Here is a 24,097-nt window from a genome sequence, read left to right on the forward strand (position 1 = left end):
GAAGCCAGTATTTATCCGCCCGTGACGAGGTACCTCCATGAATGCCATCGATCTGCTGATTCAAGATCATAAAGTGGTCAAGAAACTGCTGGAAGAACTCTCATCGACCACTGAACGTGCTGTAAAAAAACGCGCTGACTTGCTGCACCGCATTGAGCGGGAACTGCAAGTCCACACTGCGTTGGAGGAGGACATTCTCTATCCAGCGATCAAGCAAGCCGGTGGTAAAGAGGAGGCCAAGATGTATTACGAGGCCAAAGAAGAACACCGGACAGTTGACTCACTGGTACTCCCTGACCTGCTTCACACGGAGACCGGCACGCTCGAATTCGCAGGTCGAGTGAAGGTGATGAAAGAGCTGCTTGAGCATCACATCGAGGAAGAGGAAGGCGAGCTCTTCCCCACCGCGAAGAAGCTGCTCGGTAAAGATCAATTAGAGGCGCTGGGGCGCGCCATGGAGACCCAGAAAAAAATGCTCAAGAGCGAGCGGCCCGCCGCTTGAATCCAACACGCCTAGCCGGATCAGCGATCTGGCTAGGCGAGCGCGGGCAACCCTTGACCCCCAGGCGATCAGTTATCCAGTTCATCCTTGATGATCTTGCCGTCGTGCGGATCAACCTGGAATTCGTACTGCTTGCCGTCAGCCTTCATGCCCTCACCTTCCCAGTGGCCGTCGTCGGCTTCGATCTTGGTAATTTGCGTGTAGCCGGCGCCTTTCAATGTGGCTTCAGCCTGATCCTTGCTGACCTTCCAGTCAGCACCGGGCGTATCAGCCCACGCGCAAGAAGCCCCCATGGCACCTACCAATGCCAAGCCAGTGAACAGTCGAGTCATCGCTTTCATCGCCAACTTCCTTTTGCTGTGAATGTGAACATGCGACCCGGCCGACACGATGCAGGTTCAGTCGGAGCGCTATTCCAAGGCAGTTCTGTTCCAGCGCTGGTCGATAATTACGGGGCCACTGAACCTTACTGTCAGAACAACACTCTGTTCTTGTCAGGTACCGCTTGAATCCAGGGAGCGACTTTCATGACTGATCCGATCCTGCAACTGGACGCAGAGCTCGAATGGCTCGGCGAGATCGCCGATGAGCTCGAACGCCAGGTGGCGCCCTGCCCCGTTACCCGGGTATTGCTGGTCGCATGGTTGACGGAGTGGGTACCCACCCCCCAAGGGCGGACAGCGATGAGGCGGCAACTGCCTCACCTCCCACAAGCATTGAAGTCGGCATATGCAGCGTGGATTCACGCCGGTGGCGCTCGCTGATATTACGGCCAGCGACCACCCGGCACTGTCCATGTGCTCATGAAGCCCTCTTCTTCCATGCTTCGTATCGGGCAAGCAGCGGCTGAACGCTCAACCCGTGCAGCAGGATGCTCAACGCCACCACTGACAACACCAGGTTGGTGCTCAGTACCGCATAGCCTGGGAGAAGCCCATGGTTAAGGGCATGGAAAAGGTAGTAGAAACTGCCGATACCGCGGATGCCAAACCATCCAAGCAGCCCACGTTGCCGAATATCCACCAGTCCCCGAATGGGGAACAGGGCAATGCTGAAGGGACGAATCAGCAGGAACAACGCACCGGCGACCAGTAACGCCCGCCAGTCCCAATGCTCTATCAGCACCACCCCCAGCAAGGTCACGAGGAACACCTCCATTGCCCGCTCGATCAGGCTTCCGAAGGCCAGCATGTCCCCCAGCATGATCCCCGCTGCAACCTGAGAATCGCCCAGTCCTTTCACATCACCTGTCACGGCCAGCTCCGGCGCTACATGCTGGTGGCCTACCACCGGCTGCACAAGGTGTTCGGCGGCCGGCTGTTGTGGGCCGCTGGACGTGTGAACCTCCGCCTGGCGCAAGCCCAGCCCGGCAGCAAACACCGCGAGAAACCCGTACGCCTGAATCGATTCGGCAAGCACATAGGCCAGCGCGATCAATGCCAAGGCCAAGTAATCATTGGGCGATACGGTACTGTCGTCGTTGCGCAGCCGCAGGAACAGCGTTAGTTTGCCCAGCCCGCGCCCCATCCAGTAGCCAAGAAGCAAACCAGCAGTTACTGCCCATAGCATGTCCTTCATCAACCAGTCAGCGAGCCAGGCCTGCCCGGTGTTCTGTTGCAGGAACAACCCAAGGATGACAAAGGGAAAGGCCACTCCATCGTTCAGGCCAGCCTCCCCGGACAAACTGAAACGCACAGGGTCTTCGTCCTGTGCATCGGCCACCTGCACCAGTGTCGCAAGCACTGGGTCTGTGGGTGCGAGGATCGCCCCGATCAGCACCGAAACACCCCATTCGAGATGCAGGCCGTAGTGCAACACCAGTGTTACGCCACCGATGCACATCATCACAGGCCCTGCCAGGTAAAACGCGGCCAACCATCGGCGATCACGCAAGGGCAGGCGCAGCTTCAAACCGCTGAAGAACAGCGAGAAAAGCACTGCGACCTCGGTCAGGTGCTCCATCCACTCACTGGACTTGCTGACATCCAGATGAAGAAAGCCCAGCCCGGACGATCCGAGCCCGATGCCCAGGGCAAGGCACACCACAGAAGATGTCACCGGCATCCAGCGTAGATAGGAGGATGAAAGCGCGAGCAGCAGCAAGACCATGCCCAGCATGGCGAACCAGACGATGAAGGTCATCTGCGCAGGTGGCCTGGTAGAGTTGTCGATCAGCTTTTGACTTGCGGTTACGACGCCTCGTTCCACTGCGATAACCCGACTCGGGCTGGCCGGTATTCGCGGCCTGAGCTCACACAGTCGGTGCAACGCCGAAACAGTCAGCCGCGCCCTTCATGTCGCCTGATCAAGTGCCCGCCGTACCTTGGCGAGCAGTTCGCTGATCTGGAACGGCTTGATCAGCATGTCCATTCCACTGCCCAGAAACGCCTGGCGGTCCAGGGCCGTCTCCGCATAGCCGGTCATGAACAGCACCGGTAACCCAGGGCGGTAGGCCCGCGCCATATCGGCAAGCTCGCGCCCACTGATCCCAGGCAGGCCGACATCGGTGAGCAGCAACTGGATGCCGGCCTCTTCACGCAGCTGATCAAGTGCCTGCTCGATGGTTTCGGCCAAGGTGCACCGGTACCCGGCATCGGTCAGCACTTCTGCCACTGACAAGCGTACCGAGGCCATGTCCTCCACCACCAGCACATGTTCACCGGCCCCTCGCTGATCGACTTGCGGCATGCGCTGCTCGCAGGATTCCTGCTGGTTGCTGGCGGGCAGCATCAGGATGACTTCAGTGCCGCGCCCCGGCACGCTGTGGATCGCCACGTGTCCGCCCGACTGGCGAGCAAAACCGTAGATGGTGGACAGCCCAAGCCCGGTACCCTGCCCTAACGGCTTGGTGGTGAAAAACGGGTCGAATACCTTTTCCAGCAGCTCTGGCGCGATGCCACAGCCATCATCGCGTACCGTCACCGCAACATAAGGGCCGTCCTGCAGGTTGGGGTCGCCGAGTGAGAAGCTCGCCGCCGTATTCACCCAGATATGCCCGCCCTTGGCCAAGGCATCGCGGGCATTGATCACCAGGTTGAGCACCGCGCTTTCCAGCTGGATCGGGTCTACCAGTGCGATCGTCGGCTCACGGGACAGCTCCAGTTTCAGCACGATTCTCTCACCGATGGTGCGGTTGATCAGTTCTTCCAGCGAGCGTACCCGCTCGTTGATGTCCACCGGCCGCGTGTCCAGAGGCTGCTGCCGTGCGAAGGCGAGCAGCCGATGGGTCAGCGAGGCAGCGCTCATGGCAGAGCTCAGGGCCGCGTCGGCGTATGCAGGGACCTTTTCGATACGGCTCTCTGCCACCCGTTTGCGAATCAGCTCCAGGCTGGTGATGATGCCGGTCAACAGGTTGTTGAAGTCATGGGCGATGCCACCAGTAAGACTGCCCAGGGCATCCATCTTCTGCAGTTGCAGCAGCTGCGCCTCGGTCTGTTCGCGCTGGGCCGTTTCCCGCGCCAACTGGGTGTTGGCGTCCTCAAGGCGCGCCAGGTGCGAGCGCTCGCGGTGGCGATGCTCGGTGACGTCTTCGACGAACACCAGGCACAACCCAGGCGCCCGGTAGGGCGATAGCTGCCATTCGGTATCCCTGGGCATGCCGCCCACGTGCATGGCCAAGGTGCCACGCCAGCGCTGCCCCGCCAGCAGGTGCTGACGCAACTCGGCGATGACGGTTTGCTGGTCTTCGGCAAAGCATTCCTGCAGCGCCTCGGGGTTGTGATTGTCCTGGGTCAGCTGCTCGAAGGCATGGTTGCATTCATGCACCTTCAGCCTGTCGTCGATTACGGCGATCGGGGCTGACACATTGGTGAAGATTTCCCGAAAACTGGCCTCGCTGTCCCGCAAGGCCCGCTCGGTGTCGCGCACCCGCAGCAAAGTACGCAGCGTGGCCACCAGCACATCGGCGTCCACGGGGTGAACCAGGTAGGCATCGGCGCCTGCGTCGAGCCCGGTAATGATGTCCCCCGTCTGGATCGACGCCGCCGACACGTGGATCACCGGCAGCAAGGCGGTCTCGGGCTTGGCACGCAGCAGACGGACGATATCGAAGCCGCTCATGTCTGGCAGGTTGACGTCCAGGATCAGGGCATCGAAATGCTCGCTACCGATCAGCGCCAGCCCCTCGCCACCGGTGCCTGCCTCCGTCACGGTGTATCCATGCAATGCCAGGCGACGGCGCAGCGCATAGCGTGTGGCGACATTGTCGTCAACGATCAGCAGGCGGATGTCAGCGTTCATCAGCGCTCTCCTGGGCCAGCGCCATAGGCAGGATGACAAAGAACGATGATCCGCTGCCGGGCGTACTTTCAACCCCCACCTCGCCGCCCAGCAGCGCCGCAAAACGCTTGCACAGCGACAGCCCCAGCCCCGTGCCACGCAAGCGTTTCTGTAGCGGCGAGTCAATCTGGGCGAAATCTTCGAACAAACCACCGAGCAGCTCGGGGGCAATCCCGATACCCGTGTCGCTCACGGCAAAACGCACCTGGTCGCTACCCAACAGCTGCGCCGAAACACGCACCTCGCCACGGGTGGTGAATTTCAGGGCGTTGGAAATGAAGTTGCGCAGGATCTGCGCCAGCTTCTTGTCATCTGTATACATTTTCGGCAGGCCTTGCGGCTCTTCGAAGATCAGGTCCACCGCGCCGGTGTCGACGATCGGGCGGAACATGCCGCGCAAAGCCGCAAACAGGTCGAGCATATCGAACCAGGCAGGCGAAATGCTAATGCGGCCAGCTTCGATCTTGGCAAGGTCAAGCAGGTCGTCGACCATGTCGCCCAGCTCTCGCGTTGCAGTGCTGATGAACGCCACCTGCAACTGCTGCTCCTTGCTCAACGGCCCGTCCACCTCGTCGGCGAGCAGGCTGGTGATGCTCAGGATCGAACCCAGCGGTGTACGGAACTCGTGGCTCATGTAGGAAAGGAAGCGGCTTTTCAGGTCCGAAGCCTGGCGCAGTTGCTCAGCCTGGGTGTCCAGCTCGGCATACAGCGCCAGCACCCCCTGGTTGGTGTCCTCCAGTTCGGCGCGCAGCGCCTGGTTTTCCGCCTGCAGGCGGGCGATGAGGTCGGCCTGCTCGACGCTATTGCTGGATGATTCAGCCATGCACGGTCTCCAGGTCGATGACCAACACCGTCACGTCGTCCCGCCCACGGCAGAAATCGCGATGCAACACGGCAGCGATGACCGCCGGGTGGCGGTGCACAAGGCCGGGGTAGGTTTGCAGGCTCCAACGCGACTGCAGGCCGTCACTGAACATGATCAACAGATTTCCTTTCACGTGAGCGTAGTCGAACACCTGGCCCTTGCGGTATTGCCCGCCGACGATGCCCGGGTGCGAGGCCAGGCCGCGCGGCCGTTCGGTGCCGACCAGGGTTGCGCCGATATTGCCGATGCCGATGAACGACAGGTGGTCAGCAGCACCTTCGTACCGGGCGATGGCAACCGCACCGCCGCGGGTGCCGGCCATTGCATGATGCATCTCGCCAAGCAAGTGCTCCGGCGCGCTGAAGGGCGCCAGGGTAAAGGCCTGGATACCCGCGTTGGCCGCACGCTCGGCCTCCTCGCCATGGCCAAGCCCATCGATCAGTACGGCGCTGATACGTTGTTCGGCCAGCGTCACATGCCAGCTATCACCGCAGGCCGGGTCATCGTGCAGCGAATGCTGGGTCACGCCGATGCGTATGTCCCTGCCCGTATGGCCCTGCCGGTAGAGGCGCGCCAGTACCACAGCGCCCTTCGCGTCCGCATGCACATCGAATACCTGCGCCAGGCGGTTGACCGCCCCCAGCCCGATGCCTTGGGTGCCGCCGGTGGAGTAGCCATCGGCCAGGCAGTTGGCCAGGTCGAACCCTTGTGCACGGTCCACCGCCACCAGTTCCATACCCGGGTGGGCGTCATGCGCAAGAACGCGAAGATGCAATTCACCATGCTCGGCGTGTTTGAGCACATTGCTGGCAAGCTCGGTGGCGACAATGGCCGCCCGGCCGGCGTCGGCAGCATTGAAACCAAGCTGCTCGGCCAGCCTCTGGGCAACACGCCGGGCATGGCCGACCTGGCTGGGGTCATCAAGGCGCAGCACCTGGGTCAAACTCGCTGCCAGGTTCAGGCCCATCGTGTGATCGTTACCCGGGTACCTTGCCCGGGGGTAGTGTCCAGTTCGAATTCGTCTACCAGTCGGCGCGCGCCGGTCAACCCCAGGCCCAGCCCGCCGCCGGACGTCCAGCCATCGGTGAGGGCCAGTTTGACGTCGGCGATACCCGGCCCCTCGTCACGAAACACCAGGCGTAGGCCAACCCGCCCGGCTTCCTCGATGACTTCCCAGTCCATATCACCGCCACCACCGTATACCACGGTGTTACGTGCCAGCTCACTGACAGCCGTGACCAGTTTGGTGAGGTCGACCAACCGCATGCCGCAGTCGCTGGCAATCTTGCGGGTCAGCTGACGGGCCAGTACCACGTCCTGCTCCAGGCGAACCGGTTGGCTGCCGCTTTGGCGGATGCTCATGAGTGGCCTACTCGCTGGCGCAACAGATGCATGCCGCGGTCGACATTGAGTGCCGTGCTTACCCCAGGCAAGGTCAGGCCAAGTTCCACCAGGGTGATGGCCACCGCGGGTTGCATGCCGACCAGCACCGTCTCGGCATCCATTATCCGTGAAAGGCCGGAAATACTGGCGATCATGCGGCCAATGAACGAGTCGACCATATCCAGCGCGGAAATATCGATCAGCACGCCGCGGGCAGACGTCTGGTCGATTCGGTCGGTAAGATCGTCCTGCAGGCGCAGCGCCAGTTGGTCGTGCATGTCGACCTGAATGGTTACCAGCAGGAATTCACCCATTTGCAGAATGGGAATACGCTCCATCGCCTCACACCTTCTCGCCAGTGCTGGTACCCAGACGCGAAAGCGCCAGCTTCAAGGCGTCCGCAAGGTTGGACTTGGTGGTCAGCGTGCCCAGGTCAAGGCCCAGGTGCACGATGGTCTGGGCAATCTGCGGGCGAACACCGCTGATGATGCAATCGGCGCCCATCAGGCGGATGGCCGTCACGGTCTTGAGCAGGTGCTGGGCGACCAGGGTATCTACAGTCGGCACACCGGTGATATCGATGATGGCAATTTCGGAGCCGGTATCGACGATGCGCTGCAGCAGCGATTCCATCACTGTCTGGCTGCGTTGCGAGTCGAGTGTGCCGATCAACGGCAGGGCCAGTACGCCCTCCCAGAGTTTGACCACCGGGGTGGACAGCTCAAGCAGTTCTTCCTGCTGGCGCTTGATGACGGCTTCGCGGTTTTTCTGATAAGTACGGATGGTGTGCAGGCCGAATGCGTCGAGCAGTTGGGAGATTTCCCACAGCTGTTCGGCCAACAACGCGGGCTGTTCGCGGTAATGGGCCTGAAGCAGTGTAAATAGCGGGCCTTTGAGGGCGAAGATGAAATTGGCTGTCTGGTGCGATTCCTGCCCAACCTGCGCACGGCTGGCAGAGAGTTTTTCGAGGAAATGGCGCGTTTCTTCCCATTCTTCTACGCCAATCTGCGTACCTGCCTCCTTGCGCAGCGCGTCGATCACCAGCTGCAGGAAGTCTCGGGTTTCCTGGCGCAAGTCATGCTCACGGATATTGCGGGTCGCCCCGTTGGCTTCCAGTGCGCTGAGCCATTGCGCCAACAACTGCGGCTGATTACCGACGATTGCTTCCAACGAGCTGTTCTGCAGTGCTGCCATGTACGGTTTGCTCCTGAAAAAAAGGCCTGGCCGGCTCATCGATGTTTTTGCCAGCTTGGAAAATGACACCTACCGATGAAAATAGTTGTGGCACTTAGCGATAATTGATTGCGCCATCTTTTGTGCCGTTAACTGTAGGCCAAGTTCATGGGGTATGTGGGCTTCACACCCTAACCTGACATGGTCCCCGTGAAGCTCCTTTAATCACGCTTCCACTCGTCAACCCTGCTGAACCCTGTCGCCACTGCGCGGGTCGCTAATGATGAGTGCACGAATGAAAGGGAGCCCTCGTGAGCGAAATCTGCATTGGTATTTCCGGTTGGCGCCATGGCCCACCCCGCAACAAGCCCTACCGCAAGGTGCTGGGGGCGCAGCCATGAACGGGACTTTGCCCACCCCCAACTGCATTATCGACAAGGTCACCGCCGTGCACCGCCTGACGGTGCTCACACTCAACGTTCACAAGGGATTCACGCCGCTCAACCGCCGCTTCATCCTGCCAGAGCTGCGCGAGGCGGTGCGTGCCACCGGCGCCGATCTGGTGTTCCTGCAAGAGGTGCATGGCAGCCACCAACACCATGCCGAGCGCCACTCCGCCTGGCCGCAAACCCCGCAATACGAATTTCTCGCCGACAGCATGTGGCCACAGTTCGCCTACGGGCTCAACGCTGCCTACCCCCATGGCGACCATGGCAATGCGCTGCTGTCCAAATTCCCGATCCGCACCTACGACAACCTGGACGTCTCGGTCCATGGCGACGAGGAGCGCGGCCTGCTGCACTGTCAGCTCGAAGTGCCGGGCCATGAACAGCTACATGCCATTTGCGTACACCTGGGCCTGCGCGAAAACCATCGCCAGCGTCAGGTCAGCCTGCTCATGGCATTGCTCGAGAGCCTGCCGCCAGAGGAGCCGGTCATCGTCGCCGGCGACTTCAACGACTGGCGCCTGAAAGCCGATGCGCGGCTTTCGGAGCACTTGATCGAAGCATTCGGCAAACCGGCGCGCAGCTTTCCGGCCCGCCTGCCCCTGCTGCGCCTGGACCGTATTTACCTGCGCAATGCGCAAACCTGCAAGGCGCGGGTGTTGTCCAGCTACCCCTGGTCGCACCTCTCCGACCATGCCCCACTGGTAGCCGAGGTGACGCTATGAAGCAGACCTGGAGCGACGGCAACCACGTCGAACTGCTGATCAATGGCGAGCAGTACTATCCCCGCGTGTTCGAGGCCATGGCCGAGGCTCGCGAAGAAATCCTCCTGGAAACCTTCATCATCTTCGACGACAAGGTCGGCCAGGCCTTGCGCCAGTCACTGATCGAAGCCGCCCAGCGTGGCGTGCGGGTCGAGGTGGCGGTTGACGGCTACGGCACAGCAGACCTTCCCGACGATTTCATTTCATCCATGACCGCAGCCGGCGTGCGCTTTCACGCGTTCGATCCGCAGCCACGGCTGGCGGGCATGCGCACCAACCTGTTCCGACGCCTGCACCGCAAGATTGTGGTGATCGACGGGCAGCGCGCGTTCATCGGCGGTATCAACTACAGCGCCGACCACCTTGGCGACTTCGGGCCCCAGGCCAAGCAGGACTATGCGGTGGAAGTCGTCGGCCCGGTGGTGGCCCAGGTGCACGCCTCCTGCTGCAGAATGCTTGCGCCGGTTCTGGAAAGCGTGGCCCCAGTGGAGCCGACCAACGCCGCTGCCGGCCCGTCCAGCGCCGTGCTGGTGGAGCGCGACAATGGTCGCCATCGTAACGATATCGAGGTCTGTTACCTGCAAGCCATCCGCCAGGCCAAGCGGCGCATCGTGGTTGCCAACGCCTACTTCTTTCCCGGCTATCGCCTGCTGCGCGAACTGCGCAACGCTGCCCGGCGCGGGGTCGAGGTGACCTTGATCCTCCAGGGGCAACCGGACATGCGCTGGGTCCGCGCGCTCTCGCGCCTGCTCTACAACTACCTGCTGCGTGACGACGTGCGCATCCACGAGTACTGCAAGCGCCCGCTGCACGGCAAGGTGGCGCTGGTGGACGACGACTGGTCCACCGTGGGCTCAAGCAACCTCGACCCGCTGAGCCTGTCGTTCAACCTCGAGGCCAACCTGGTAATCCGTGACCGCGCTTTCAACCATGGCCTTTACACCCACTTGAGCGAGCTGAGCCAGGAGCATTGCAAGACCGTAACGCTGGAACGTGCGGTGCGTGGCTACTGGTGGCGTGCACCCTTGATCTTCCTGGGTTTCCACCTAACCCGTTATTTTCCGCGCATCGCCGGCTGGTTCCCTGCACACCGGCAACACCTGCAGTCGCTGCAGGCAGACAGCGAAATCCCGGCCGACTACCACGAGGGCCAAACCTGATGGCCAATCCACATTGGAAGACCTGGGGCAAACGCCTTCTGACCGTGCTGTTCCTGATACTGATCCCGGTGCTGCTGTTCACCCTGGCGCGCAATCTGGACTGGAACGAGGTGCGCCAGTCGCTGCTGGCATACCGGCCCTCAACCCTGGCCCTCGGCCTGTTGCTGGCGCTGTGCAGCTACCTGGTGTTCGCCAGCTACGACTTGCTCGCCCGTGCGTACACCGGCCACCGCCTGCCTGCCCGTCAGGTGCTGCCAGTGGCATTTGTCTGCTACGCATTCAACCTCAGCTTCACCACCTGGGTCGGTGGCGTGGCCCTGCGTTACCGCCTGTACGGCAGGCTGGGGCTGGATACCGCGACCATCACCCGCATCCTCACCTTGGGCCTGTTGACCAACTGGATGGGCTATTTGCTGCTGGCCGGCACGGTGTTCGCCTTGGGCCTGGTCAAGCTGCCCGAAAGCTGGGCGGTGGGTTCTGGCGGCTTGCGCCTGATTGGCATGTTGATGGTGGCGGTCGCGGTGGCTTACCTGCTCGCATGCGCCTTCGCCAAGCGGCGCACGTGGAGCCTGCGCGGCCATGATGTAACCCTGCCGAGCCTGCGCCTTGCGCTGTGCCAGGTGGCGCTGGGCGCAAGCAACTGGGCGCTGATGGCGGCACTGATCCACCTGCTGCTGCCGCCGGAGCTGATGTATCCCTCCGTGTTGGGGGTATTGCTGATCAGTTGCGTGGCTGGCGTAGTGGCGCATATTCCCGCCGGCCTTGGCGTGCTGGAGACCGTGTTCCTTGCCCTGCTCCACGGCCAGATCGGCCAGGGCACCCTGGTCGCGGCACTGCTAGGCTATCGGACCTTGTACTACCTGATCCCGCTGCTGTTGGCGGTGGTCACCTACCTGATCCTCGAAAAGCGTGCCAAGGCGTTGCGCCGGCAGGCCGGGCTGGCTGCCGAGAAACGCTGATGGACCGTGGGTGCCCGTGCCGGACAACGGCACGAGCACCCACGGTGCAAGCAGAAACAGCGTTGCTCGTGTATCAGGGCTCTCTGCGGTCGTCTTCAGAGGCCACATCATCGGTCCAGGGTTCGCCATCCAATGGCGCGGAGCGAGCCAGTTCAGCCTCGTCCAGGCCGATGCCGCCACCGATCTCGTTGGCCCCTACCTCGCGCAAGGTCTTGTCCGCCGGGCCATCATCCGTTCCCGGCTCGTAGGGATCACGGGCGCCGCTCTCATCGAACAACGTATCCGGGCTCATGTCGTCGAGGGTGACATTGTCTTCGTGCAGGCTGTCGCTGAGGGCCTCGCCACCGGTCATGCCACTTTCAGCGACACGCCGGGGCGGGAATTCCTCGTTTACCTCGCGAGCCGGACGCTCGTCGCCAATACGGCCCTGGCGCTCATCGCGGCGCTCGCTGAAATCCAGCTCGTGGACTGAGCCCATGCGGTCTTCGGTGTCGTCGATCTCGCCTTGGGGTCTTGGGTCATCGGGTTTGGACATGAACGTTCTCCGTCTGTGGGCTTCACTCGGTCGACTCCCGCCAACGGAAAATGATTCAGAGTTTCTTGAACAAAGCCCACCGCGCACTTCATGAACGCCACGCACCTGCCCCGTCCCGCCGGGATTCATCGAATCTTGTAGGTGAAGGTATTTTTCACGTTGGCCACCGCCACCGCCTGCCCGTTCACCACGCGGGGCTGGTAACGGAAGCGCTTCGCCGCTGCCAGCGACGGTTTGACGAACAACGGATGGCACTGGCCGACCACCTGCGGGTCACTGACCTGGCCTTGCGGCGTGACTGTGTAGGCGACCGTGCATTCCCCCTCGATATTGCGATCCAGCGCCCGTTGCGGGTAATCCGGGGCCTCCTTGGCGATGGGCAGGTACTGCCGGCTGGCCGCCTCGGCTGCCGCACGGGCCTGGGCAGCAGCCTCTCGCGCCTGCTGCTGGCGTGCCTGCTCTTGCTGCGCCAGTTGCTGCTCGCGCCGCTCAGCCTCTTCGCGCTGCTTGCGGGCCTGCTCCTGTTCCTGGCGCTGTTGTTGATCGCGCTTGTGTTGCAGGTCGCGCTTTTGCTGCTGCACACGCCTGAGGGCCAACGCAGCCTCATCCACGACCGGTGCCTGGGCTTTTGGTGGCGGCGACGAAGGTTTCTCGACAACAGGCTGGATCTCGGGCTCAGGCGCTGGCAGCTCAGGCACCACTACGGGTGCCGGCAAGCTCACCAGCTGGGTGTGGATCACGGCCGCTGGTACAGCCGCAAGCTCTGGCGTATGCGACAGGTTGAACAGCAGGTAAGCCAACCCCGCGTGCAAGGCGCACGCCACGCCAAACGCCACACCGTGGTCGCGCCAGCTGGCAGGGTCAAAAGTCAGGTTGCTCATGGTCACGGCGCCTCGGTGATCAGGCCCAGGCGGCTGACCCCGCCGCGTTGCAACTCGGCGATACCGGCCACCACTGCGGCGTATTCGGTGTTGCGGTCGGCGCGCAGGTACACCTGGGTCTGCGGGTCCTGGGCGACGATAGCTGCAATCTTGTCGCGCATCTGTGCAGTGTCGACGGCGCTGTCGGTCTGGCTACGGGTGTCGACCTCGCTGCCCAGGCTCCAGTAGTAGCTGCCATCGGCCTTCACCGAGAGCGTGACGATGCGCTGCTGGCCGGGTGCCGGCAGCGCCTCGGCGGCCACCTTGGGCAGCTCGATCTGCACGCCCTGCACCAGCATCGGTGCAGTGACCATGAAGATCACCAGCAGCACCAGCATCACATCGATGTACGGCACCACGTTCATTTCGGCCTTCAGGCCATGCTTGCGGACGGGTCTGGCGAGCATCGCGTGTTCCTCCTCAGGCCGCTGCCGCCAGGTTGCTGGCGTGGCCCTGCAAACGCCGTTGCAGGCGGCCTTGCAGTTCGTTGCCAAAGGCGTAGTAGCGGCTGATCAAGGTCTGGCTGCGCGCCGAGTAACGGTTGTAGGCCATCACTGCCGGAATCGCCGCAAACAGGCCTATGGCGGTGGCGATCAGCGCTTCGGCAATACCGGGGGCCACGGTCGACAGGGTCGCCTGCTGCACCTGGGACAAACCCAGGAACGAATTCATGATGCCCCACACGGTTCCGAACAGGCCGATGTAGGGGCTGACCGAGCCGACCGTAGCCAGGAACGGCAAGCCCTGCTCCAGGCGCTCTTCCTGCTCGGCGATGGTCACCAGCAGGCTGCGTTCGACGCCTTCCAGCACGCTGTCGGGCTGCTGGCTAGATTGCAGCTGCTGGAACGCCTGGTAGCCGGAAACGAAAAGCTGCTGCAGCCCGGCATCGGCGTGAGGCTGTTGCGCCTTGATGCCCTGATACAGCTGGCCGACTTCGCTTTCGCGGAACTGCTTGAGAAATGCCCGGCTGTGCGCTTCGCTACGCCGCAGACGGCTGCCACGCTGGATGATCAGGTACCAGCTGAGCAGCGAGGCCAGGGCCAGGCACAGCATGACGGCCTGGACCACCAGGCTGGCTTCGCTGACCAGGCCCCAGACGGTGGTGTGTTCGAGCGGAGTTGGGGTTTGCATGGGGGTGTCCTTTCAATGTGAGTTTTAGTCAAAGGCAATCAGGTTGCGGTGGCATGACAGGCGGCCGTTACTCCAGGCCCAAGGCTTCGGCCACTGCCGCCCACGGCACGTACTTGTAGTTCTGGTTGCCTTCGGGCATGCGCTTGCGACCGTCCTGCACGACCAGCAGGCCCTTTGCCCAGGGCCCACCGAGGTTGGCCGAGGTCACGTCGAGGCCGTCGGTCTCCGAGGCGCCATCGATACCGCGCTGGGCGTCCAGGCTTACCTGGAAGCTGCCGCGCACCCGGTAAGGTGGTTTGGCGTCGACCACCACATAGCTGTCGTTGCCCTGGCTGGAGATCACCAGGTAATCGCCCCCCTTGCCGTGGTACAGCGCCAGGCCTTCGATGTCGTCCTTGACCAGGCCGCCCACGCCGATCACGTTGTCCAGACGGGTCGGGCCATCGCCACGGGCGTCCAGGGCCCAGACCGCAAGGTCTTCTTCGCCGATGAACAGGCGCTGGTTGCGGTCGTCGGCCACGCAACCTTCCGACTGGGTCGCGGTGCTGAAACTGCGCACCAAGGTGCCACCTGCCTGGCCGCTACTGCCGTCGAGGCTGTATTGAACGAAGCGGCCATCCTTGTCATTGGCGATGGCGTAAATGGCCGCATCGGCATCCTTGAAAAGGCAAAGGCCGTAGATTTCCTTGAGCTCCGTCGGCACCTGGCCGATGTCGCTCAACTGGCCGCTGGCCGGGTCGATGGCAAACAGGTGCAGGCTGTTGCGGTCACGGTTGCTGGCCACAGCCAGGTCGACCTTACGTTCGCCAAGCTGGAACCCCTTGCGCACGTCCACATTGTTCAGGCGGCCCACACGCAAGTCCTGCAGCTGCTTGCCGTGCAGGTCGTAGGCCAGCAGCCCACCTTTCTTGTCGGTACCCAGTACCCGACTCAGTTCGGGCTGGCGCGTGTTGACCCAGATCGCCGGGTCGTCCGCCGCATCGCCAAGGCTGGGCACGCCATCGGTCTGCACCTGCGCCTTGATCTGTACCACCGCAGGCGCAATCGGCGCTGGCGTTGGCTTCCAGCCCAGCGTCGCCAGGTGCGTACCCTGGTCGTCGGCCAGCAGCAGTTCCAGGCCCTTGTCGTTCACACGGGCGCTGATCTGCTCCGGCTCTTTCAGCCCTTGCAAGCTCAGGGCTCCATCACGCAGCCATTGCCCGGCGCGGTGCTGGTACAGGTGCAAGGCGTTGGCGACCGGGTCCAGCAGCATCAGGCCCCCGGGCACCAGGGCCACGCCCGCGGCAGCTTTGGCCAGGCTTCCGAACGGTGCCACCAGGTCCACCGGCTCGCGCACCAGGGGTGCTTCGGCAGCAGCTTCGTAGCGCCACAGGCCGACGTTTTCTTCGTTTACGTACAGGCTATGGCTTGCATCATCCGCCTGGCAGAACGCGCTCTGCGGCGGCAGGCTCAGGGCGCGCACCTGGCGTGCCTCGGCCAGCGGCTGGCCATGCTCGGCGACCAGCCACTGCTCACCGATGCCCTCCTCGCCAACCAGGAACAGGAAGTCGTTGGCGGCGCTGTCGCGGTACAGGCACAGGCCCTCGATGGCATAGCGGGTATTGGGCAGGTAGCGCGGGGCGCCCCAACCGCTTTGTGCATCGAAGCGGGCCAGCAACGCCTGTTGACGCTTCTTGTCGACGGTGGCGACCATCAGGCCGGTGCCATCGGTGCGGTGGTCAAGGGTTTCGAAGCGCCCCGGCAACTCGCCAAGTACGCGGCCCTGGCGGTCAACCAGCTGCAGCGCCCTGGCGGTCAGTTGCAGGCGTTCGGCCTGCTTGACCGCCGGCGTTGGAGCAAGCCACTGGCTGGTTTCGCTGTCGATGACGTTGCGGTCGAGTGTTAAGCTCGGCGCCGCGTTGGCACCGGCGTGGGCCAAGGCGACGTATAGCCCCAGCATGGACAAAGTGAACATACGCATGAGCAGGCAATATCCCTGAGGGTGCGGTCAGAAGTGGGTGAGCGTCAGGCCGACCTTGTAGGTCGGGCCGTATTCTTCGTACTGGGCGTTGTAGCGACGGTGGCCGCTGTACACGTAATAGGACTCGTCGGTGATGTTCTGCGCCTCGAAGGTCAACTGCAGCTCGGGGGTCAGGAAGTAGCCTGCCTTGAAGTCGACGTGCAGCTGGTCATCGGCATACTGGTCGTGGGCCTTGTCGTCGATGGCCCCCAGCTCCAGCAGGTAGCCCGACTTGTAGTTGGCGGCCAGGCGCATGTTGAAGCGGTCGTTTTCCCAGCCGACCATGAAGTTGCCCACTGTGTCGGACTGATTGGGCAGGTCGATGCTGCGCCTGCCGGTGGCCCCTTGCAGGGTTGCATCAGACTTGCTGAGGGTGAGGTTGGCGCCCAGCAGCAAACCGTTCCAGGGTGCCGGCAGCCAGTCGAACTTCTGCGAGTAGGCCAGCTCCAGGCCATACAGCTTGGCGCCCCCGCCGTTCTCGAAGGTGAGCGCTTCGTCGAAGTCCACCCAGGCGCCAGTGCCCGCCAGGTCGGTGCTGTAGATGAAGTGGTCGATGTCTTTGTAGAACAGGAACGCCGAGGCGGTGCCGGCGCGGCCCATGTAGTGCTCGATGCCCAGGTCGAAGTTCATCGACTCCAGCGGTTTGAGTTCGGGGTTGCCGAACGACGCATCGTTCTCATCGATGACAAAACCCGGCGCCAGCTGGCCAAAGGTTGGCCGTACCACGGTGTTGGTCCAGGCGGCCCGAATGGCCGTGGCCGGCGACAACTGGTAGCGCGCGTGCAGGCCTGGCAACCAGTGGTCATAGCGATTGTTGCTGCTGACGTTCTCGTACACACCGTCGCGCAGCCCAGTACCTTTGGCCTCGAACCTGGTACCTTCGTAACGCACACCGGCAATCAGGCGCCAGTCGCCGATGTCCAGCGTGTTCATCAGGTACGCCGCGTTGATGTCCTCGCTCATGTCGAAGTCATTGATGCGCGAGGCTTCCTCATCGTAGTAGGCCGCACGGTCGAGGTTACCGATCAGGCCCTTGATTGCGCTGGCGCTGATGCCGTTGCCGAAGTTGCCCAGGGCGTAGTCGACATTGCTGCCCTGATAATCGGCAAGGCTGATGTCATCGAACCCGTCATAGGCCCAGGTTTCGGTGTCGCTGGTCTTGTCGCGGCGGCTGAGCTTGCCGCCAAACTTGACCTGCGAGGCGTCGGCGAATTCGTAGTCGCGGGCAAGGTCCAGGCGGATGTTCTTTTCCTGGTCCTTGCCGTCAACCTTCTCCCACTCCACTTCGTCGAGGGTGAACCGGGCCGGGTCGTAGAAGTCGTTGCCCACGCTTAGCCGTGGCTTGCGCGTGCCGTCGAAGCCGACCTCGTCGAAATCGCCGACGAACCTGGCGCCGGCAATACCACCCGGATCGTGCTCGGTGGCCTGGCTGTAGCCGGCCTGGGCACTGATGGTCCACTGGTCTAGGATGCGCTCGCCGCCAAGTACGTAGGACTGGATTTCCTGGGTGTCCTCGCGCGATTTCAAGTCGCGCCAGCCTTCGGCCTCGCCACGCTGGCCGGAACCCTGCGGGTCGGCGAACTCCAGGCCTTGGGCGTTGCGCGTCTCGGTGTCCTTGAACTTGCTGTAGAGGGTGCGCAGGTAGTAGCTGGAGAAGTCATCCGGCTGGTAATCGAAGTTCAGGCCCAGGCCGGTGCGCTCACGGGTAATCTGGTAGTCGCGGGCCTCGACCTCTTCCAGCCGGGCGCCGTCCTCGAAATCCCAGTTACCGCCGGTTTCGACGTTGTCCGAGCCAAACTTGCGCTTCTGCCAGCTAAACGCCGCAGCCACGCCAAAGTTGTTGATGCCGTCTCCCAGGCTGAAGCGGTCGCTGACCGCGCCGGAAAACTTCGGGCTGTCGCGGCTGACGTTGGTGTCATGGCTGGCTTCGCCGGTAAGGGTGTAGAACAGCCCGTCATGGTCGAACGCCGACAGGCTCTCCACTTCGATGGTGCCGCCAAGGGAGTTGGCGTCCATGTCCGGGGTCAGGGTCTTGACCACCGACAGCGACTGCACCAGCTCGGCGGGCAGCACATCCAGCGCCACGGCGCGGCGGTCGCCCTCGGGGGCCGGTACCAGGGTGCCGTTGATGGTCACACTGTTAAGGTCCGGGGCGATACCGCGGACGCTGACGAAGCGGCCCTCGCCCTGGTCGCGCTCCACCGACAACCCGGGGATGCGCTGCAGGGCTTCGGCGGCATTGTCGTCGGGCAGTTGGCCAACGCCATCGGCATGCACCACGCTCTTGATGCTGTCGGCGCTTTTCTGCTCGCGCAGCGCCTTGTCGATGCTCGCCGCCTGGCCGATCACCTCGACCCGCTCGACCGCATCTTCCGCCCAGGCTGGGGCGGTGGTAATGGCAACGGCCAGCAGGCTGACCCGGAATCCGGCGTTGCGGATGTGACGAAACGGCATTGCCACCTTGGAACCCTCGCTTGCAGTGACCCGATGAACCCGGGAATGGCTGCGAAAGCTAGAAAGTGTGTGTGGCACTTGCGTGACAGCGCTGGGCTGGGCGGCTTGAAAACGCGGCTTTCACGTCGTTTTCGGCGCAATTTGAGCTGATATGACCTGAGGCCTGCTGCGGCCCTGGCGATGCCCTGCAAACCTGTGGCGCAGCTGTGGGGCCGGTCTGGGGGCGTTGGGCCGTTACCGGCCACTTGAAATTGCGTTTTTTCCTGACGATCAGCTGAGCCAAAACGACCCCCCGCCCGGTAACAGAACCGTCATCCGCCTTTGTTTCCTTTGCGCCCATCACGCCTTCCGGGCTCATCGAGGAAACCCCATGCACCGCCCCCTGCTACTGGCCGCCCTGCTCTGCGCCGCACAGGCTCATGCCCAGGCCAATGAATCTGCTCCGATCCCTCGCTCCGCAGGCCTGCCCTACGCCGCCGGCAAGCTGGCCGACCGTATCGTGCTCACCCCCGGCCAGAACGCCGCCACGCAGATGGCCATCAGTTACCGCACCGACCTGGCCCAGGCCGACGCGGTGCTGGAGCTCGGCCCGGCTCTCGCCGGCCCTGCGCTGGCAGCCAAGGCCAGCCCATTGAGTGGCAGCACCCAGCGCCTGGACAGCGACAACGGCCCAGCCAACTACCACCAGGTGCGCCTGGAACACCTGCAACCAGACACCGCCTACGTCTACCGGCTCAAGGGCAGCGCGGGCTGGAGCGAATGGCACCAGTTCCGCACGGCCAAGGCCACGTTCGCGCCGTTCTCGTTCATCTACCTGGGCGACACCCAGAACGACATCCTCGCCATCGCCTCGCGCACCATTCGCCAGGCGCTGCGCAGCGTGGCGCACCCTGCCCTGGTGGTGCACGCTGGCGACCTGGTGGCATCGCGCGACGATCTCGCCCACGACGATGAATGGGGTGAATGGAACCAGGCCGGCGGCTGGTCGTACGCTGCCATCCCACAGCTCACCGCGTTCGGCAACCACGAGTACCTGGAAACCCTCAACCCCGATGGCAGCGAAAGCCGCAGCCTCAGCCCCCATGTAACGGCGCAGTTCGCCCTGCCGCGCAACGGCGCCCCCGGTGTGGCGGCAACCAGCTACTTCAGCGATTACCAGAATGTGCGCTTCGTGGTGCTGGACGGCACCTCGGCGCTCGATCTGGGCACCCTGCAAGCGCAGACCGACTGGCTGGAGCAAACCCTGAAAAGCAGCAAGGCACAGTGGAACATCGTGGTCATGCACCAGCCGGTCTACACCTGTGCCCGCCCCGACGATACCGAGCCGCTCAAGGCCGCCTGGCAACCGCTACTTGAGCGCTACAAGGTCGACCTGGTACTGCAAGGTCACGACCACTGCTACAGCCGCCTGACCCACGCCGAAGGGCGCCAGGCCACGCGTGCCGCACGGCAGGCCAGACAGCCGATCGGCCCGGTGTACATGGTCTCGGTGACCGGCTCGAAGATGTATGGCCTGAACGACCGCGCCCGCCACCAGCCGGACCGCACGGCCGAAGACACCCAGCTGTACCAGACCATCACCGTCGAGCAGAACCGCCTGCAGGTGCGCACCTATTCGGCTGACGACCAGCTTTACGACGCGTTCGATATCACGCGTGATGCCAAAGGGCGCAAGTTCCTGCAGGAACCCAAGCTGGCGCTGGCCAACGAACGTTACTGCAAGGCCAGCGTAGGGCCGGACGGGCTGCCGTGCACGGCGCGCGGCAAATGAGCGTCATCGTATTGAGATAAACGCCTTGCATGCTGCTCTGCCTGTGCCGGCGACAGTGCCGGCACAGGCAATGACACACTCACAGGACACCCCATGCGCCTCAACCCCCTGTTCAAACAGCACGCCCTTACGCTGGTCGGCCTGGTACTGGCCGCCAACGCCGGCCTGCTCGTCTACCTCGCCGCCGGCACGCTTAAAGCGTGGGCCGAGATCAACTGGACGGACGTCGCCGGCGAGGGCGGCACTTGCCTGATCCTCTGCGGCTGGCTAGTGATGCTGCTACGCGGGCGCCCTGCTGGCCGGGTCACCCGCCTGCTTTCGCTGGGCCTGTGCTTCATCGCCTTCTCGATGTGGATGGACACCCTCGACGAATTCATCCGCCTGCCCGACGACGCGGTCTGGGACAACTGGCTGGAGACTGCGCCCATGCCGCTGGGCATGCTGCTGCTGACCCTGGGCATGTACCACCTGCAGCAAGAACAGCACGCCATCACCGCACAGATGCGCAAGCGTGAGCAACTGTTCCGCGAGCACCGCCTGTTCGACAAGCTTACCCCGCTGTCCGGTGCCCGGTACCTGCGCCAGCACCTGCAGCAGGCCATTGCCCAAGCCGCCCGCGAACAGCAAGCCTTGTCGCTGATCGTCGTCGACCTGGACGATTTCAACCAGATCAACCAGCGCTATGGCCAGGAAGAAGGCGATCTGGTGCTGCAAGTGGTCGCCCAACTGCTGCTGCTCAACCTGCGCCAGCACGACATACTCTGCCGCCTGGCCGGCGACCGCTTCGTCGCGGCGCTGCCCAACACCGGCGAACGCCAGGCCCAGGCCATGGCCGAGTCGCTGCGCCAGAGCATCGCCCACCTCGCCCATCACACCGGCCGGCATGGCGAACGCCTGCACCTGACCGCCACGGTGGCCAGCGTGATGGCGCTGGACGAAGACGAAGACCACCTGCTGAAACGCCTCAACTACGCCCTGGCCCAGGCCAAGAGCCGCCAGACGCACCAGGTACAACGGGCATGAACGGCTATGACGGCGACAGCCGCTTCATCACCGCCCACCACCTGCCCGCTGCGCTGATCGACCTGGCGCGTTCGCGGCAGATCGACACCCATCACCTGCTACGCGGCTGCGGGCTGTTTTACGACGACGTGGTCAGCGGCCAAGCGCTGATCAGCCCACAGCAGTTCCTTCGCCTGATCGGCAATGCGCAGCGGCTGCTCGATGCCGACGACACCAGCTTTCTCTACGGCCAGCGCCTGTGGCCCGGGCACCACGGTGCCGCCAGCCTGTTGCTGGAGCAGGCCGACCACCTGCTGCAGGCCCTGGAGCGCATCGAGCAATACCGCGCCCTGCTGTCCCCGTTGCTCAGCCCGGTGCTGCGCCTCGATGAGCACTACCTGCACCTGTACTGGCGGGAAAGCTGCGCCATCGACGAGCAGCGCCGCTTCCTGCTGGAGGCCAGCATGACAGCGGTGGTGGCCCTCGCGCGGCGCCAGCAGCAAGAGCACCTGCCCTGGCGTTTCCGGTTCCGCCATGCCGAACCGGCCTACGTCGAACAGTACTGGGTACACCTGGGCGATTCTCTGGCCTTCGACTGCCCATCCACGGTGATGAGCCTGCCCCGCGAATACCTGCTGCGTGCCTGGCCGGGTGCCGGGTCGACCGCCCAGCACGTGGCACGCCAGGCCTGCGATGCACAGCTGGCGGCCTGGGGCTGGCGGGCGAGTTTTCTCGACCTGGTCTACGAGCACCTGCTCGGGCTGATTCGCCAGCCGCTGAACCTGGAACGGGTAGCCGCCGCCTTCGCCACCAGCCCCGCTTCGTTCAAGCGCCGCCTGGCCCGTCATGGTTCCAACTTCCAGGAGCAACTGGACCAGGTGCGCTGCGACCAGGCGCTGTACCTCTACCAGGTCAAGGGCTACAGCAACGACGCGGTTGCGCAGTACCTGGGCTTCAGCGACAGCACCAACTTCCGCCGTTCGTTCAAGCGCTGGACCGGGCGTGTGCCAAGTGAACTGGAAGCCTTGTGGGGCTGATGCCCGGGATTGTCGTGCCGGGATTACCAACGTAATAAACGCGGCCCTAGCGCCGCCCCCACAGCGGTCGGCACCAGCAACCCCAGTACGTACCACAGCCCCCAGAACGGCACGGCCATTTCCGGGCAATGCAGGCAATAAGCCAGGGTGGCCGTGGCCCCCGCAAGCATGCCACCCGCCGCCCCGGCCTGCCGCAGGCGGGTGGGTGCCAGGCCGCGCAATGCCCAGAACACCGCGATGAAAGTGGGAACCGAGAGCAAGGTGATGTTCAGCGGGCAGGTGCGCCAGGTGCGCCCCAACAGCAGGTCCGCCCGGGCGTCCACCGGCGCCCCCAGCAGGCTGATCGCCGCGCCCAGCCAGACCAGCAGCAGCGGTAGCCCCAAAAGGCCCCACAGCAGCCCCCCCTTCACCCCCGGCCTGGCCAGCCGCTGGGTCAGCCACAGCGCTAGCAACGCCAGGCTGCCGGGCAGGGCCAGCTTGGCCCAGAACAGCGGGGTGTGCGCCACTTGCGCCAGGTCGCCACGCACGCCGAAGATGGCCACCGTCAGCAATACCGCGACCAACCCGCCAGCCACCAGCGCCAACAACATGCGCCGGCCCAGCGCGTGACGGTCCACCGGCCCTTCCCCGGCCGCCAGCAAGGCAATCAAGTCATCGGTCTTCATCGTCGCCCTTGCCTCCAATCAGCTTGGCCAGTGCCTTCAGGCCCCGGTGGATGCCCACTTTCACCGCCGAACTGGAAAGACCGGTCATGCGCGCGGTCTCTTCCACCGACAACCCCTCCAGTTTGACATGGACGATGGGCAGCCGTTGGCGCGCCGGCAACTGCTCCAGGAGCTTGCCCAGGTCGCGTGTCGCCTGGGCCGCTTCTTCCTCGCCGGGCGCGAACAGGTCGCTGTCATCGTTCAGCGCCTCGTGCAACGCGCCGTGGCGAGCGTAACTGCGATAGTGATCCGCCAGCTTGTAGCGGGCAATGGCCTGTACCCAGGCGGTCAACGGTTGCTGCGCCTGGTAGGTATGGCGGGCGTTGTGCACCGCCAACAACACCTCTTGCAGCATGTCTTCGACATCCGCGGGGCGTTGCCCCAGGCGCCGCAGCAAAAAGCCTCGCACATGCGTCGCCAGCGCCGCCAGAAACGCCCGATAGGCGGCTGCATCGCCCGCCAGGCCTTGGAGCAGCAGTGCCTGCAACTGGGCCTCGCGCGCGCTTAGCGCCTGCTGAGAAGTAGTTCGTAGCATCGACCACCTTGGTTACACCCAACGTGAAAGTTTTCCATTCAACGCGTGCCGCCTTCATACGTTAGGCGACTGGCACACCGCCGGAAAAATTTTTCAAGCTGCTGTAACCCGTTCAACCCACGCTGCGAACTACTCCATGAGCCGCCGGTAACCACCACGGCCCCACTTCCCGGAGACGCATCATGAAAACTCTCGCCCTCGCCACTGCCGCACTTGCCCTGGCTTCGCTGGCCGGTGTTGCCCTGGCCGCTGACGCGACCAACACAGCCACCACTGGCGCCGCCATGGAAAAATGCTACGGCGTCGCCATGGCTGGCAAGAACGACTGCAAGGCCGGCGCCGGCACCAGCTGCGCCGGTAGCGCCAAGAAGGACTACGACGGCATGCACTGGAAGAACGTGCCCGCCGGTACCTGCACGTCCATCAAGACGCCCAACGGCATGGGCTCGCTGACCCCGCTCAAGTCCTGAGCGCAGGCC

At 63.5% G+C, this 24,097-nt stretch carries 25 protein-coding genes; 9 read left to right on the forward strand and 16 right to left on the reverse strand.

Annotated features, from left to right (window positions below; genetic code table 11):
• The first annotated feature begins 37 nt into the window (after positions 1–37).
• Complete coding sequence (locus E8E78_RS16480; protein WP_049277939.1) at positions 38–502, forward strand: hemerythrin domain-containing protein; 465 nt, start codon at positions 38–40, stop codon at positions 500–502.
• 68 nt (positions 503–570) lie between these two features.
• On the opposite strand, the gene E8E78_RS16485 is transcribed toward E8E78_RS16480, so the two are convergent.
• Positions 571–843, reverse strand: coding sequence for a PepSY domain-containing protein (locus E8E78_RS16485; RefSeq protein WP_016500096.1), 273 nt, complete (start codon positions 841–843; stop codon positions 571–573).
• A gap of 186 nt (positions 844–1,029) precedes the next feature.
• On the opposite strand from E8E78_RS16485, the gene E8E78_RS16490 reads away from it, so the two are divergent.
• Positions 1,030–1,266: a hypothetical protein gene (locus tag E8E78_RS16490; RefSeq protein ID WP_049277938.1), complete on the forward strand. Its 237-nt coding sequence runs from the start codon at positions 1,030–1,032 to the stop codon at positions 1,264–1,266.
• Positions 1,267–1,303: 37 nt separating this feature from the next.
• Here the strand turns inward: E8E78_RS16490 and E8E78_RS16495 are convergent, their stop codons facing one another.
• From E8E78_RS16495 to E8E78_RS16525, 7 genes are all read right to left on the reverse strand, one after another.
• Entirely contained in the window at positions 1,304–2,644 is a 1,341-nt protein-coding gene (locus E8E78_RS16495; RefSeq protein WP_280311667.1) for a cation:proton antiporter, read from the reverse strand.
• A gap of 150 nt (positions 2,645–2,794) precedes the next feature.
• The gene (locus E8E78_RS16500; protein ID WP_049277934.1) at positions 2,795–4,741 is read right to left on the reverse strand and encodes a response regulator; all 1,947 of its coding nucleotides are present in this window, start codon (positions 4,739–4,741) and stop codon (positions 2,795–2,797) included.
• Positions 4,731–5,603, reverse strand: a complete 873-nt coding sequence (locus E8E78_RS16505; protein WP_049277932.1) for an ATP-binding protein — start codon at positions 5,601–5,603, stop codon at positions 4,731–4,733. Before E8E78_RS16505 ends, E8E78_RS16500 begins: the two co-directional genes overlap by 11 nt.
• A complete protein-coding gene (locus E8E78_RS16510) occupies positions 5,596–6,612 on the reverse strand; it encodes an ATP-binding protein (protein WP_280311668.1) in 1,017 nt (338 codons plus the stop codon). Before E8E78_RS16510 ends, E8E78_RS16505 begins: the two co-directional genes overlap by 8 nt.
• Positions 6,603–7,007: an anti-sigma regulatory factor gene (locus E8E78_RS16515; RefSeq protein WP_016500102.1), complete on the reverse strand. Its 405-nt coding sequence runs from the start codon at positions 7,005–7,007 to the stop codon at positions 6,603–6,605. Before E8E78_RS16515 ends, E8E78_RS16510 begins: the two co-directional genes overlap by 10 nt.
• Positions 7,004–7,366, reverse strand: coding sequence for an STAS domain-containing protein (locus E8E78_RS16520; RefSeq protein ID WP_016500103.1), 363 nt, complete (start codon positions 7,364–7,366; stop codon positions 7,004–7,006). Before E8E78_RS16520 ends, E8E78_RS16515 begins: the two co-directional genes overlap by 4 nt.
• A 4-nt stretch (positions 7,367–7,370) precedes the next feature.
• Entirely contained in the window at positions 7,371–8,222 is an 852-nt protein-coding gene (locus E8E78_RS16525) for an STAS domain-containing protein (protein WP_016500104.1), read from the reverse strand.
• A gap of 376 nt (positions 8,223–8,598) precedes the next feature.
• Here E8E78_RS16525 and E8E78_RS16530 point away from each other — a divergent pair, with 376 nt between their 5' ends.
• The 3 genes from E8E78_RS16530 to E8E78_RS16540 are packed head-to-tail and all read left to right on the forward strand — an operon-like array spanning position 8,599 to position 11,530.
• Positions 8,599–9,372 (forward strand): endonuclease/exonuclease/phosphatase family protein, encoded by a 774-nt coding sequence (locus E8E78_RS16530; protein WP_049277928.1) that lies wholly within the window; start codon positions 8,599–8,601, stop codon positions 9,370–9,372.
• The gene (clsB, locus tag E8E78_RS16535; protein WP_049277927.1) at positions 9,369–10,571 is read left to right on the forward strand and encodes a cardiolipin synthase ClsB; all 1,203 of its coding nucleotides are present in this window, start codon (positions 9,369–9,371) and stop codon (positions 10,569–10,571) included. The genes E8E78_RS16530 and clsB overlap by 4 nt, the downstream gene beginning before the upstream one ends.
• Complete coding sequence (locus E8E78_RS16540) at positions 10,571–11,530, forward strand: lysylphosphatidylglycerol synthase domain-containing protein (RefSeq protein WP_280311669.1); 960 nt, start codon at positions 10,571–10,573, stop codon at positions 11,528–11,530. The genes clsB and E8E78_RS16540 overlap by 1 nt, the downstream gene beginning before the upstream one ends.
• Positions 11,531–11,603: 73 nt before the next feature.
• On the opposite strand, the gene E8E78_RS16545 is transcribed toward E8E78_RS16540, so the two are convergent.
• The 6 genes from E8E78_RS16545 to E8E78_RS16570 form a co-directional block, all read right to left on the reverse strand.
• On the reverse strand, positions 11,604–12,065 hold the full coding sequence (locus E8E78_RS16545; protein WP_061202320.1) for a hypothetical protein: 462 nt from the start codon (positions 12,063–12,065) through the stop codon (positions 11,604–11,606).
• 125 nt (positions 12,066–12,190) lie between these two features.
• On the reverse strand, positions 12,191–12,946 hold the full coding sequence (locus tag E8E78_RS16550; protein ID WP_041167761.1) for an energy transducer TonB: 756 nt from the start codon (positions 12,944–12,946) through the stop codon (positions 12,191–12,193).
• 2 nt (positions 12,947–12,948) lie between these two features.
• A complete protein-coding gene (gene tolR, locus E8E78_RS16555) occupies positions 12,949–13,392 on the reverse strand; it encodes a protein TolR (RefSeq protein ID WP_049274896.1) in 444 nt (147 codons plus the stop codon).
• A gap of 13 nt (positions 13,393–13,405) precedes the next feature.
• Positions 13,406–14,116: a protein TolQ gene (tolQ, locus tag E8E78_RS16560; protein ID WP_049274897.1), complete on the reverse strand. Its 711-nt coding sequence runs from the start codon at positions 14,114–14,116 to the stop codon at positions 13,406–13,408.
• Between the two features lie 67 nt (positions 14,117–14,183).
• Entirely contained in the window at positions 14,184–16,076 is a 1,893-nt protein-coding gene (locus tag E8E78_RS16565; protein WP_280311670.1) for a phytase, read from the reverse strand.
• 27 nt (positions 16,077–16,103) lie between these two features.
• Positions 16,104–18,569 carry a TonB-dependent receptor gene (locus E8E78_RS16570; protein WP_061202318.1) on the reverse strand — a complete coding sequence of 822 codons (2,466 nt, stop codon included), beginning with the start codon at positions 18,567–18,569 and terminating at the stop codon, positions 16,104–16,106.
• Between the two features lie 370 nt (positions 18,570–18,939).
• On the opposite strand from E8E78_RS16570, the gene E8E78_RS16575 reads away from it, so the two are divergent.
• From E8E78_RS16575 to E8E78_RS16585, 3 genes are all read left to right on the forward strand, one after another.
• Positions 18,940–20,340 (forward strand): metallophosphoesterase family protein, encoded by a 1,401-nt coding sequence (locus E8E78_RS16575; RefSeq protein WP_280311671.1) that lies wholly within the window; start codon positions 18,940–18,942, stop codon positions 20,338–20,340.
• A 93-nt stretch (positions 20,341–20,433) separates the two neighbouring features.
• Positions 20,434–21,363: a GGDEF domain-containing protein gene (locus tag E8E78_RS16580; RefSeq protein ID WP_280311672.1), complete on the forward strand. Its 930-nt coding sequence runs from the start codon at positions 20,434–20,436 to the stop codon at positions 21,361–21,363.
• The gene (locus tag E8E78_RS16585) at positions 21,360–22,379 is read left to right on the forward strand and encodes an AraC family transcriptional regulator (protein ID WP_280311673.1); all 1,020 of its coding nucleotides are present in this window, start codon (positions 21,360–21,362) and stop codon (positions 22,377–22,379) included. Before E8E78_RS16580 ends, E8E78_RS16585 begins: the two co-directional genes overlap by 4 nt.
• A 23-nt stretch (positions 22,380–22,402) precedes the next feature.
• On the opposite strand, the gene E8E78_RS16590 is transcribed toward E8E78_RS16585, so the two are convergent.
• Both E8E78_RS16590 and E8E78_RS16595 read right to left on the reverse strand, forming a co-directional pair.
• Positions 22,403–23,044, reverse strand: a complete 642-nt coding sequence (locus tag E8E78_RS16590; protein ID WP_197862678.1) for a DUF1109 domain-containing protein — start codon at positions 23,042–23,044, stop codon at positions 22,403–22,405.
• A complete protein-coding gene (locus E8E78_RS16595; RefSeq protein ID WP_280311674.1) occupies positions 23,031–23,618 on the reverse strand; it encodes a sigma-70 family RNA polymerase sigma factor in 588 nt (195 codons plus the stop codon). The genes E8E78_RS16590 and E8E78_RS16595 overlap by 14 nt, the downstream gene beginning before the upstream one ends.
• Positions 23,619–23,800: 182 nt before the next feature.
• On the opposite strand from E8E78_RS16595, the gene E8E78_RS16600 reads away from it, so the two are divergent.
• Complete coding sequence (locus tag E8E78_RS16600; RefSeq protein ID WP_016500120.1) at positions 23,801–24,088, forward strand: DUF2282 domain-containing protein; 288 nt, start codon at positions 23,801–23,803, stop codon at positions 24,086–24,088.
• Positions 24,089–24,097 lie beyond the last annotated feature (9 nt).

Origin of the sequence: Pseudomonas sp. BN505, assembly GCF_029873175.1 — a bacterium.
GTDB lineage: Bacteria > Pseudomonadota > Gammaproteobacteria > Pseudomonadales > Pseudomonadaceae > Aquipseudomonas > Aquipseudomonas putida.

Bases quoted from the DNA above. Each gene is read 5' to 3' on its own strand.
- E8E78_RS16480 (WP_049277939.1), top strand. From the start codon at position 38: ATGAATGCCATCGATCTGCTGATTCAAGATCATAAAGTGGTCAAGAAA.
- E8E78_RS16495 (WP_280311667.1), bottom strand. From the start codon at position 2,644: ATGACCTTCATCGTCTGGTTCGCCATGCTGGGCATGGTCTTGCTGCTG.
- E8E78_RS16540 (WP_280311669.1), top strand. From the start codon at position 10,571: ATGGCCAATCCACATTGGAAGACCTGGGGCAAACGCCTTCTGACCGTG.
- E8E78_RS16565 (WP_280311670.1), bottom strand. From the start codon at position 16,076: ATGCGTATGTTCACTTTGTCCATGCTGGGGCTATACGTCGCCTTGGCC.
- E8E78_RS16570 (WP_061202318.1), bottom strand. From the start codon at position 18,569: ATGCCGTTTCGTCACATCCGCAACGCCGGATTCCGGGTCAGCCTGCTG.
- E8E78_RS16490 (WP_049277938.1), top strand. From the start codon at position 1,030: ATGACTGATCCGATCCTGCAACTGGACGCAGAGCTCGAATGGCTCGGC.
- E8E78_RS16505 (WP_049277932.1), bottom strand. From the start codon at position 5,603: ATGGCTGAATCATCCAGCAATAGCGTCGAGCAGGCCGACCTCATCGCC.
- E8E78_RS16580 (WP_280311672.1), top strand. From the start codon at position 20,434: ATGCGCCTCAACCCCCTGTTCAAACAGCACGCCCTTACGCTGGTCGGC.
- tolQ (WP_049274897.1), bottom strand. From the start codon at position 14,116: ATGCAAACCCCAACTCCGCTCGAACACACCACCGTCTGGGGCCTGGTC.
- E8E78_RS16525 (WP_016500104.1), bottom strand. From the start codon at position 8,222: ATGGCAGCACTGCAGAACAGCTCGTTGGAAGCAATCGTCGGTAATCAG.
- E8E78_RS16600 (WP_016500120.1), top strand. From the start codon at position 23,801: ATGAAAACTCTCGCCCTCGCCACTGCCGCACTTGCCCTGGCTTCGCTG.
- clsB (WP_049277927.1), top strand. From the start codon at position 9,369: ATGAAGCAGACCTGGAGCGACGGCAACCACGTCGAACTGCTGATCAAT.
- E8E78_RS16500 (WP_049277934.1), bottom strand. From the start codon at position 4,741: ATGAACGCTGACATCCGCCTGCTGATCGTTGACGACAATGTCGCCACA.
- E8E78_RS16510 (WP_280311668.1), bottom strand. From the start codon at position 6,612: ATGGGCCTGAACCTGGCAGCGAGTTTGACCCAGGTGCTGCGCCTTGAT.
- E8E78_RS16485 (WP_016500096.1), bottom strand. From the start codon at position 843: ATGAAAGCGATGACTCGACTGTTCACTGGCTTGGCATTGGTAGGTGCC.
- E8E78_RS16595 (WP_280311674.1), bottom strand. From the start codon at position 23,618: ATGCTACGAACTACTTCTCAGCAGGCGCTAAGCGCGCGCGAGGCCCAG.
- E8E78_RS16530 (WP_049277928.1), top strand. From the start codon at position 8,599: ATGAACGGGACTTTGCCCACCCCCAACTGCATTATCGACAAGGTCACC.
- E8E78_RS16545 (WP_061202320.1), bottom strand. From the start codon at position 12,065: ATGTCCAAACCCGATGACCCAAGACCCCAAGGCGAGATCGACGACACC.
- E8E78_RS16585 (WP_280311673.1), top strand. From the start codon at position 21,360: ATGAACGGCTATGACGGCGACAGCCGCTTCATCACCGCCCACCACCTG.
- E8E78_RS16575 (WP_280311671.1), top strand. From the start codon at position 18,940: ATGCACCGCCCCCTGCTACTGGCCGCCCTGCTCTGCGCCGCACAGGCT.
- E8E78_RS16590 (WP_197862678.1), bottom strand. From the start codon at position 23,044: ATGAAGACCGATGACTTGATTGCCTTGCTGGCGGCCGGGGAAGGGCCG.
- E8E78_RS16520 (WP_016500103.1), bottom strand. From the start codon at position 7,366: ATGGAGCGTATTCCCATTCTGCAAATGGGTGAATTCCTGCTGGTAACC.
- E8E78_RS16515 (WP_016500102.1), bottom strand. From the start codon at position 7,007: ATGAGCATCCGCCAAAGCGGCAGCCAACCGGTTCGCCTGGAGCAGGAC.
- tolR (WP_049274896.1), bottom strand. From the start codon at position 13,392: ATGCTCGCCAGACCCGTCCGCAAGCATGGCCTGAAGGCCGAAATGAAC.
- E8E78_RS16550 (WP_041167761.1), bottom strand. From the start codon at position 12,946: ATGAGCAACCTGACTTTTGACCCTGCCAGCTGGCGCGACCACGGTGTG.